Annotated in this window: 7 protein-coding genes and 3 rRNA genes; 9 read left to right on the forward strand and 1 reads right to left on the reverse strand. The window is 46.5% G+C overall.

Annotated features, from left to right (window positions below):
- From IT398_00450 to rodA, 4 genes are all read left to right on the forward strand, one after another.
- Nucleotides 1-889, forward strand: a 23S ribosomal RNA gene (locus IT398_00450); the annotation flags it as partial.
- A 58-nt stretch (nt 890-947) separates the two neighbouring features.
- Nucleotides 948-1,055 (forward strand): 5S ribosomal RNA (rrf, locus tag IT398_00455).
- A gap of 43 nt (nt 1,056-1,098) precedes the next feature.
- The gene (locus tag IT398_00460) at nt 1,099-1,863 is read left to right on the forward strand and encodes a hypothetical protein (protein MCC6290536.1); all 765 of its coding nucleotides are present in this window, start codon (nt 1,099-1,101) and stop codon (nt 1,861-1,863) included.
- 2 nt (nt 1,864-1,865) lie between these two features.
- The gene (gene rodA / locus IT398_00465) at nt 1,866-3,026 is read left to right on the forward strand and encodes a rod shape-determining protein RodA (GenBank protein MCC6290537.1); all 1,161 of its coding nucleotides are present in this window, start codon (nt 1,866-1,868) and stop codon (nt 3,024-3,026) included.
- 16 nt (nt 3,027-3,042) lie between these two features.
- Here the strand turns inward: rodA and IT398_00470 are convergent, their stop codons facing one another.
- Complete coding sequence (locus IT398_00470) at nt 3,043-4,113, reverse strand: glycosyltransferase (GenBank protein MCC6290538.1); 1,071 nt, start codon at nt 4,111-4,113, stop codon at nt 3,043-3,045.
- A 20-nt stretch (nt 4,114-4,133) separates the two neighbouring features.
- Here IT398_00470 and IT398_00475 point away from each other — a divergent pair, with 20 nt between their 5' ends.
- The 5 genes from IT398_00475 to IT398_00495 all read left to right on the forward strand — a co-directional run.
- A complete protein-coding gene (locus IT398_00475) occupies nt 4,134-5,411 on the forward strand; it encodes a sugar transferase (GenBank protein MCC6290539.1) in 1,278 nt (425 codons plus the stop codon).
- 3 nt (nt 5,412-5,414) lie between these two features.
- A complete protein-coding gene (locus IT398_00480; GenBank protein ID MCC6290540.1) occupies nt 5,415-5,876 on the forward strand; it encodes a phosphatase PAP2 family protein in 462 nt (153 codons plus the stop codon).
- A complete protein-coding gene (secD, locus tag IT398_00485; GenBank protein MCC6290541.1) occupies nt 5,876-7,150 on the forward strand; it encodes a protein translocase subunit SecD in 1,275 nt (424 codons plus the stop codon). The genes IT398_00480 and secD overlap by 1 nt, the downstream gene beginning before the upstream one ends.
- Before the next feature lie 3 nt (nt 7,151-7,153).
- Nucleotides 7,154-8,038, forward strand: a complete 885-nt coding sequence (gene secF / locus IT398_00490; GenBank protein ID MCC6290542.1) for a protein translocase subunit SecF — start codon at nt 7,154-7,156, stop codon at nt 8,036-8,038.
- 1,052 nt (nt 8,039-9,090) lie between these two features.
- A 16S ribosomal RNA gene (locus tag IT398_00495) occupies nt 9,091-9,770 on the forward strand; the annotation flags it as partial.

The raw sequence follows: 9,770 nt of genomic DNA on the forward strand, positions 1-9,770 counted from the left end.
ATTAGCTCGGTGAAAATACAGTACCGGTGAAGATGCCGGTTACCTGCAGATAGACGAAAAGACCCCAGAAGCTTTACTACAACTTGATATTGAGCGTATTTGTGCGTTGCGTAGCATAGATGGGAGACTTTGAAGTCGCGGTTTCGGTTGCGATGGAGTCGTCAGTGAAATACCATTCTTCGCTTGAATACGTTCTAACCTGCGTGGTAAAAACGCGCGGAGACAGTGTCTGGTGGGTAGTTTAAGTGGGGCGCTTTCCTCCTAAAAAGTAACGGAGGAGCCTATTAAGGTCAGCTAGTCGCGAATGGAAACCGTGACGATAGGGCAATGCCACAAGCTGGCTTAACTGTAAGACGTGCATGTCAAGCAGATGCGAAAGCAGAGCATAGTGAACCGACGGTTCGCTTTAGACGCGGCCGGAGATTAACGGATAAAAGCTACTCTGGGGATAACAGGCTAGTTCCGCCAAAGAGTCCATATCGACGGCGGAGTTCGGCACCTCGATGTCGGCTCAACTTATCCTGGGGGTGGAGAAGCTCCCAAGGGTTTGGCTGTTCGCCAATTAAAAAGTTACGTGAGCTGGGTTCAGACCGTCGTAAGACAGGTTGGTCTCCTATCTACTGCAGGCGTTGATTCTTGAGGGGAGTTGTTTCTAGTACGAGAGGACCGAAATGAACCGATCTCTGGTCTACCGGCTGTTCTGCCAAGAGCACCGCCGGGTAGCTATGTCGGGAAGGGATAATCTCTGAAAGCATCTAAGAGAGAAGCCCACCCCAAGATTAGGAATCGTTATGAGGACCGTGAGAGATGATCACGTTGATAGGCTTTAGGTGTAAGCACAGCAATGTGTTGAGCCGAGAAGTACTAATTATCCCATTCCCATTAGGAAATCTGGAAAGCATTACTTTACTTTAGATTGCTCGTTTTTTGGTATTTTGAGTATTTAGTTCTGGTGGTTTAACGCGGTGGTCACACCTCTTACCATTCCGAACAGAGTCGTTAAGCGCCGTAGTACCGATGGTACTCGCAAGGGGAGAGTAGGTATCCGCCAGAACCAAGTACTTAAATCGTCTCGTTGAATCTGTTACAATTTAGCTCATGCAGTGGAGTGTTAAACGTCGGCTGATTTATCTCGGCTTAGTCATCGTCTTTTTCGCGCTGATTGGCGCAGGTCTTTGGTATCGTTATCAACCAGCTGCTTCTTGTTCGGATAATAAGAAGAATCAAAATGAGCTAGGAGTGGACTGTGGTGGTCCTTGTGCCAGGGTTTGCTCTTTTGAGGTTAGGCCGGTTCAAGATGTTTGGTCGCGACTTTTCAATATTGATGATACTCGTTGGGATGAGGTGACTTTGGTCAAGAATCCGAATCGTGATTATGCCGCTCGAGATCTTGGTTATCGGGTTAGAGTTTTTGACGTTAATGATGTTCTGGTCACTACTCGTGAAGGTAAAATCTTTCTTAATCCCGGGGAGTCGTTCTTTGTTTATCAGGGTCGACTAGAGATTGGTAATCGGGTGCCGAAGCGAGCTTCGTTTGAGGTAATTTCCGGACCCGTGTGGCAGAGGGTAGATCAAGGGGCGGTGATTCCCCCCAAGATTACTTATAAATCATTTACCAGTGGGCCGGCACCACTTCTCGTTGCCACAATTGAGAATGAATCCCTTAAGACACTTTCTGATGTCTCTGTTTCGGCCGTTCTCTCTGATGCCGACGAGAATGCGCTTGCTGTCAGTTCCACCTTGATTGATAAGCTAGAGCCGAGAGCAAAGCAAGAAATTGTTTTCACTTGGCCCCGATCTTTCGCCGTTGAGCCGACTTTTTTCGATTTCTATCCCCATTTTGATCCCGCCCGAACTCGTTGAACATGGTAAAGCGACCAGGCCGTAACTTTCTCAAGGGACGAATTGATTGGTTGCTTCTCGTGGCCACCGTACTTCTGCTTGGGGCGGGGATGGTAACGATGATTTCTTTCTCCGATTCTACTGTGACCGGATCCAGTGGAAGCTATTTTTTCGAACGGCAGTTACTTTGGTTTATCGTTTCTCTTGCTGTTTTTTTTGCTTTTAGTTTTGTTGATTGGCGTTTCTTGCGTCGGTCGGGCGTGCTGGTCACTCTCTTTTTCCTTAGTTGCTTTTCCCTCCTTCTGCTCATTGTGATTGGTAGTACTTTCCGGGGTGCACAGAGCTGGTTTAGTTTGGGTGGGGTTTCACTTCAGCCGGCAGATTTCATCAAACTCGTTCTCATTCTTCTTCTCGCAAAATATTTTTCTCGTCGCCATATTGAAATTGCTCATCTTCGCCACATTATTGTCTCCGGGATTTATACCCTGATTCCTTTTCTGCTGGTTTTGATTCAACCGGACTTCGGTTCGGCGATTGTCTTTTTCCTTATCTGGCTTGGCTTGGTTATCTTTGCCGGGATCTCAAAGAAGCATCTATTCGCTGTTTTCGCGGCGGGGGTTATTGCTTCCATTTTTCTCTGGACTTCCGTTTTCGCACCATATCAGAAACAGAGAATTCTTACCTTCATCCACCCCCTTTCTGATATTCGGGGTACGGGCTATAGTTCTTTCCAGTCAACGATTGCTGTCGGCTCTGGTCAGATTTTTGGTAAGGGTGTGGGTTACGGTACCCAGTCGCGACTTAAATTTTTACCAGAATACGAAACTGATTTCATCTTCGCTGCTTTTGCTGAAGAGTGGGGATTCATTGGTGTCTTGTTGTTCTTCTCGTTATTCGGCATTGTCATCTGGCGGATTTTGAAAATCGCCATGTTGGGCGAGACAAACTTTGAAACTCTTTTTGGCATCGGACTTTCCATTTTCTTCATGAGTCACTTTGTCATTAATGTGGGAATGAATCTCGGTCTTTTGCCAGTTACTGGTCTCACTCTACCCTTCGTCTCTTACGGTGGGTCGCATCTCTTGGCTGAATTCGCCGGTCTCGGTATCTTAATGGGAATGCGAGCCTACAGTCGCTCCTATCATCGTGACGATATGCGCAATGAATTCTTGGGACCGGTTTAAGTCTTAGGTTAGCGTCTTATTTGCCATAAATGATCATTGTCTCTTCTACCATTCCTTCTAGACTGAAACCACTTCCCACTTTTTTCTTTAAACTTTCGCCGTAGGATTGGCAGATTTCGGGGTGATTTTTCAGAGTTTCAATTGCCCGTTTTATTTTCTCTGGATTCTTTGTTGGCACGAGAATACCACTTTGCTCATGATCAATCATCTCCGGAATACCACCAACTGAAGTGGCAATGACCGGCAAACCGGCGAGCCCGGCTTCCAAGATTACATACGGCAGACCTTCTTTTATAGACGGCAGGACGAAAATATCAAAAGCGGGGAGTAAGCGTGAAGCGTCGGGAATATTTCCAGCCAAAATTAAACCTTTATTTTCCAGATTTTTCCGCTCCTCGCCTTCGCCAATTAGCACAAAATCGACGTTGTCAATTTTTGGTAAATATTCCAAGCCTTTGTTTTTGTGTAATTCCGCGATGGTGCCAACAACGAAAGCGTCTTCTGGTAAATTTAATTCTGCTCGCGCTTCTTTTCTGGAGAGAAGATTGGTGGTGGCGACGCCGTTGTAGATGAGATTAATCTTGTGTCGCACCAGCCACCAGTTCCTGGTTCGGATTTTTTCTGATTCGGAGATGACGATAACCCGATGAGAGAGTAGGCAGATTTTCCAACACAGCATTTTGAAAAATATCTTACTCAACTTTGAACGATCTTCTAGGAAAGGCCAACCGTGTGAAGTGTAGATAATTTTTTTTACTCCCGCCATACGACCAGCGAGCGCGCCGAGTAGCCCCATTTTCGGACTGTTTAAGTGAAGAATATCTGGCCGATTATGAGAGAAGAGAGAAAGAAGAGTGAAGAAAGCGTGGATGTCGTCACGGAGTTTGATGTCCCGTCCCAGGTTTACCAATCGGGAAACTTCGATTTTTTTCTCACTTAATTTATCACACAAGGTCCCTGGCTGGCCGGTAATGACTGAGACGACGAAATCTTCTGGGGGTAAATTGGTTGCTAGGTCGTAGACATATTTCTGGGCGCCACCCCAATTTCCCTTGGTAACTCCGAAGCATATTTTAATTTTTTCCATTCTATGTTATAATACAAGGAATGATCAATTTCGGCAAGAAAGATAGCTTGGTGCTATTGCTCGGTGATCTTGTCGCTTTTTTCCTTGCGCTTTGGCTCACACTTGCCTTACGTTCGGGTGTTTTACCAGAGACAATGGTTTTTTGGAATCATGTGGCCGTTTTTGCACCCCTTTACTTTGTCTGGGTCATTGTTTTTTTCATTTCTGATCTCTATCGCCGTCAGACCCTAATTTTGACGCGCAATTTGCCTCAGATGTTGATTCGGGCGCAAGTGGTGAATAGTTTTATCGCTGTTCTGGCCTTCTACTTTGTGCCTTTTTTCGTTCAGTCTGGCATTACACCGAAGACGAACTTATTTTTATATCTTATCACCACCTTGCCGCTGATTTGGCTTTGGCGGGTTTATGTTACACGCTGGATTGGCGAAGGAAGGCCCGTTCGCGTCTTCTTTGCTTGTGATGGTGATGAAGTGGAGGAATTGAAACGGGAAATTACTCAGCGTCCAGAACATCGTCTGGCCCTAGTCACCGAAGCCCCCGCACTGATTGTGTTTAATAAATATGACGGTCGGGAGGACCATCTCTTGCCCGATTTCTATCGGCGATTCTTTCACGGCGTTCGCTTTGTGCCGGTGCATAAATTTTATGAGAATATCTTTGAGCGCGTTCCAATATCGTTAGTAAACGAGAAATGGTTTCTGGAGAACATTTCCAATCAACCGCAATGGCTTTACTCGCTGCTCAAGCGTCTAATGGATTTACTTCTCGGCCTCATTCTGACTCTTTTATCATTGCCATTTTATTTGGTGATTCCGCTACTTGTCAGATTGGAGGATGGTGGGCCGGTTTTCTTCTGCGATGAAAGGGTGGGTTTGCGTGGCCGCGTGATTAAACTTTATAAATTTCGCAGTATGTCGCTTGAACAGGATCCATATGAGAGAAAGACGACCAAAATCGGGGCCTTTATTCGCCGGACAAGAATCGATGAGCTACCCCAACTCTGGAGTGTTGTTGTGGGGGAACAATCGCTGATTGGTCCACGTCCAGAGAAGCCTGATTATGTGAATCTTTATCGGAAAGAGTTACCCTACTATGATGCGCGTCATCTGATTGCGCCTGGTCTCTCGGGCTGGGCTCAACTTTATCAGACGAATCATCCCCACTTTCAATCTGATCTTCTGGCCACAAGTGAGAAACTCTCTTATGATCTCTACTACCTTAAGAACCGTGGTTTCTGGTTGGATGTAAAAATTGCACTTAAAACCATTCGCACCATTCTCTCGCGGAGCGGTATCTAATTTATGGACCTAATCATTTTTTTCGCCACCTATTTACCCTGGATTCTGGTTTTATTCTTAGCCGCAAGGATGTTGCGGGAGGTGGAACGGGGCGAGTCGTTGAGGTCAATCGGTTTAATTTTTTCGTCATTTGGTGTTACAGCACTTCTCATCTGGTTACTAAAGAGTTTGTTTTATTTTCCCCGACCTTTTGTGATTAATTCCAACCTTGTGCCGCTGATTAATCAAGTTGCCGACAGTTCCTTTCCTTCCGCTCATGCGGCACTCTTTATGGCTCTTGCCGTCTCTGTCTGGTCGTATCGCCCACGCTGGGGTGCGGTTTATCTAGTCGGCGCATTGTTGATTGGTGTCGCCCGCTTCTTGGCCCACATTCATTCATCGATTGATCTTCTCGCTGGCTGGTTGCTAGGTGCTCTGGTCAGTACTTGCTTAATCGGCCTCTTCAGCTATAATGGGCGACACTAATGAAAGGCGGTAAACTCTTATCGTTCGTTATCATTCTTCTTGCCGTGGCGGTTGGCTACTATGTTTACGCCTACGGCGATTTCAAGCTTGGGCTTGATCTGTCCGGGGGTAGCCATTTGGTCTATGAAGCCGACACGACAAATGTGCCAGCGGGGGATATTAAAGAAGCGATGTCTTCTCTACGTGAAGTGATTGATCGGCGGATTAATGCTTTCGGTGTTGCTGAGCCAATTATCCAAGTTGAACAAAGCGGTTTAGGGCAAGATGCGAAGCATCGTCTCATTGTTGAATTGCCAGGTGTGACTGATTTAAAAGAAGCCCTCAAACTAATCAATGTCACACCACAGTTAGAATTTCTTGTCTTGCAAGATGGCACAACTGACATCAGTGCTACTTCTAGCTTTGTTTCTTCCGGTCTTAGTGGGCGCTTTCTGGAACGGGCCACAGTGGAGTTTTCTTCTCAATCGATTAATCCCTCAATCAGTTTGAGATTTAATGACGAGGGGTCGAAACTTTTCGCCAAAATTACAACGGAAAATGTGGGGCGGCCAGTGGGCATCTCTCTTGATGGACAGTTGATCTCGGCCCCCATTGTGCGGGATGCGATAACCTCTGGTCAGGCTGAGATTTCTGGACAGTTTACAGTTGATGAAGCGCGTGAACTCGCCCGCAACCTTAATCTAGGTGCCCTGCCAGTACCGATCTCCCTTATCTCAACAGAGACGATTGGTCCTAGTTTGGGGGCGGAGGCGCTTGATCATGGCTTGCGGGCCGGGTTGATTGGCCTAGTTATCGTGGCTCTCTTCATGGTCATTTGGTATCGTTTGCCTGGACTTCTCTCTGTAATCTCACTCGCCATCTATGTGGTATTGATGTTGGCTATTTTCGAACTATTCGGCGTGACGCTTACGGCGGCCGGAATTGCTGGGTTTATTCTTTCAGTTGGGATGGCTGTTGATGCTAATATTCTTATTTTTGCTCGCCTGAAAGAAGAGATGAAACATACGGATAATGTTCATGACGCTCTCGGGCACGCCTTCTCGCGCGCCTGGCTCTCAATCCGTGATTCGAATCTGTCCTCCATCATTACTGCACTCATTCTTTTCTGGTTTGGGACAAGTTTGGTTAAGGGCTTTGCTCTTACTTTAACAATCGGTGTTCTAGTGAGCATGCTAACCGCCATCTCAATCACACGGACTTTCTTGAAGTCGGTTGGTGGAGGAAAGATTAATAAATTAAGTCGTTTCTTTTTCGGTTCCGGACTATCTAATTGATCAATCATGTTTGTCATTAAATACAAAAAGTTATTCTTCTTCTTTTCCGGGATACTAATTCTCGCTTCAGGTTGGTCGCTCTGGAATTATGGTCTGAAATTGGGGATTGATTTCACCGGCGGTTCTATCATGGAAGTTAACTATAGCTCTGAACGTCCATCGGCTGATGACATTCGCACCGTGGTAGACAAGCTCAACCTCGGTCAGGTGTCCGTCCAGTTGGCTGGGGACAATGATGTAATTTTACGACTGAAGACTTTAACCGAGGATGAACATCAGTTTCTTCTCGGGTCTTTACCAGGATCGCCAACCGAGAAACGTTTTAGTTCTATTGGTCCAACGGTGGGTCAGGAATTGGCGGAGAGGGGATTAATCGCGATTGCGCTGGTGACCGTTTTAATTATCCTCTTTATCGCTTTTGCTTTCCGTCATGTTTCGCGCCCAGTTAGTTCTTGGAAATACGGCGTGGTTGCTTTTATCGCCCTGTTACACGACCTCATCATTCCTGTTGGTATTTTCTCTTATCTTGGTGCTTCCCGGGGAGTTGAAATAGACGCACTTTTCTTGACGGGGCTACTTACAATTCTTGGTCTGTCTGTACACGATACGATTGTCGTTTTTGACCGGATTCGCGAGAATTTAAAGAAGAAAGTTTCGCCTCACTTCACTGAGACAGTTGGGCAAAGTCTATCAGAAACTTTTGGCCGATCACTCAATACTTCCCTGACCATAATCTTTGTCTTGGTTGTACTTTATTTCTTCGGAGCGGTCGCAACCCAAAACTTCTCTCTCTTAATGGCGATTGGGGTGGCGGTTGGTACTTATTCTTCCATTTTTATCGCTTCACCGCTTCTGGTGGTCTGGGAAAGGTGGAGTAATAAGTCATAGGGTTTTCCGGCTTTACTTGCCCAACCTCTTTTTGTTATCATGGTGGGTATATGGAAAACAAAAAAAGGAAAATCAAAAATTCGAGCTTGGTGATTATCTTCGCGGCACTAGTGGCGGTACCGTTTTTCTCTGGCCAGACTTTTGATCGGTTCTTCTCGTTTATTCGTGGCCAAGGGCAGTCACAGACAGCTGTTACAAGGAGTGATCGGTGCGATGATTTTTTTGGAAATGGAGGTGGGCCGATTCCCAACTTTCGGAACTATAATCACTGTAAGACTGAGATGGGTTATGATAGGAGTGCTTGTTATCAATGCTGTGTTAATACTTATGATGATGATGTGCCGGGCGGCCAACAGTGTGCCAATAATTGCTCAGCCCAATATGATTGGTTCATAAAGTGGGAGTGTTGCCGACAGTTTCCTACCGCCAGTGAATGCACCCCTTCTTCCAAGATTGAAGTAATTAGAAACTAGGATTTGTTTCAGTTTCTTGACTTTTGAATCTCCTGGTGTATAAATAAATGGGGGAGGGTTGTTTTTTGTTGAAGAAACTATTTAAGCAAGGAGACATGGATGCCTCGTGCCAAGAAGGATCTTACGGTGATGATCGGGGGGATTGAAGTTCGTTTGCCCGGGAATACAAAACGCGGAAGTCGTATCCCGGACACTAGTCTGTATCTCAATTTCTGTCATCAGTGTCGCGGACCAATGGCCGTTATTCATCGCAACTGTCAGGATCGATATCGAATATGTTGCCATTGTGCTCCATGTGTTGATGTCCCACAGAGAGGAAGGGGGAGAATGAGGATGAGCTTAGTTCCGCGGATGAGGACTAAGGTGAAAAGGTGAAATAGTTTCCCAGTGTAAGCCCCCCGCTAGCGGGGGGCTTTTTTAATGCCCCCACTCAATCAATAACGGTGGCGCTTGACTTCATTCTCTATCCGAGTATACTGATAGTCCGTTCCTTGAAAACTGAAAGCATACAACATATACGCATCACACAGTTTGTTTATTTTGTTTTGTTTCGTTCATTCTTAACCGCCACAAGACGGTTTAATTAAGAGTTTGATCTTGGCTCAGGATGAACGCTGGCGACATGGATAAGGCATGCAAGTCGAGTGGGTTTAGACCCACGGCGAACGAGGTAGTAACACGTAGGTACGCACCCGGAAGTCGGGCATAACCCGCTGAAAGGCGGAATAATTCCCGATGGTCTCGCAAGAGTAAAAATTTATTGCTTCCGGAGCGGCCTGCGGGCTATCAGCTAGTTGGTAGGGTAATGGCCTACCAAGGCGATGACGGCTAGGGGGGGTGAGAGCCTGTTCCCCACCGATGGTACTGAGACACGGACCATACACCTACGGGTGGCTGCAGTCGAGAATCTTCCGCAATGGGCGCAAGCCTGACGGAGCGATGTCGCGTGGTTGATGAAGCGCTTCGGCGCGTAAAGACCTTTTATCGGGGAGAAAACTGTCTTCGGACAGTGTGATAGTACTCGATGAATAAGGGGTTGCTAAACTCGTGCCAGCAGCAGCGGTAATACGAGTGCCCCAAGCGTTATCCGGAATCATTGGGCGTAAAGGGTGTGTAGGTGGTTATGTTAGTCTTTTGTAAAATCTCCAGGCTTAACCTGGAAACCGCGAAAGAAACGGCATGACTAGAGGGTGCGAGGGGTCTGTGGAACTCATGGAGTAGGGGTGAAATCCGTTGATATCATGGGGAACACCAAAAGC

Source organism: Candidatus Nomurabacteria bacterium (assembly GCA_020847275.1).
Lineage (GTDB): Bacteria > Patescibacteriota > Minisyncoccia > Phycocordibacterales > JACOZG01 > JADLCI01.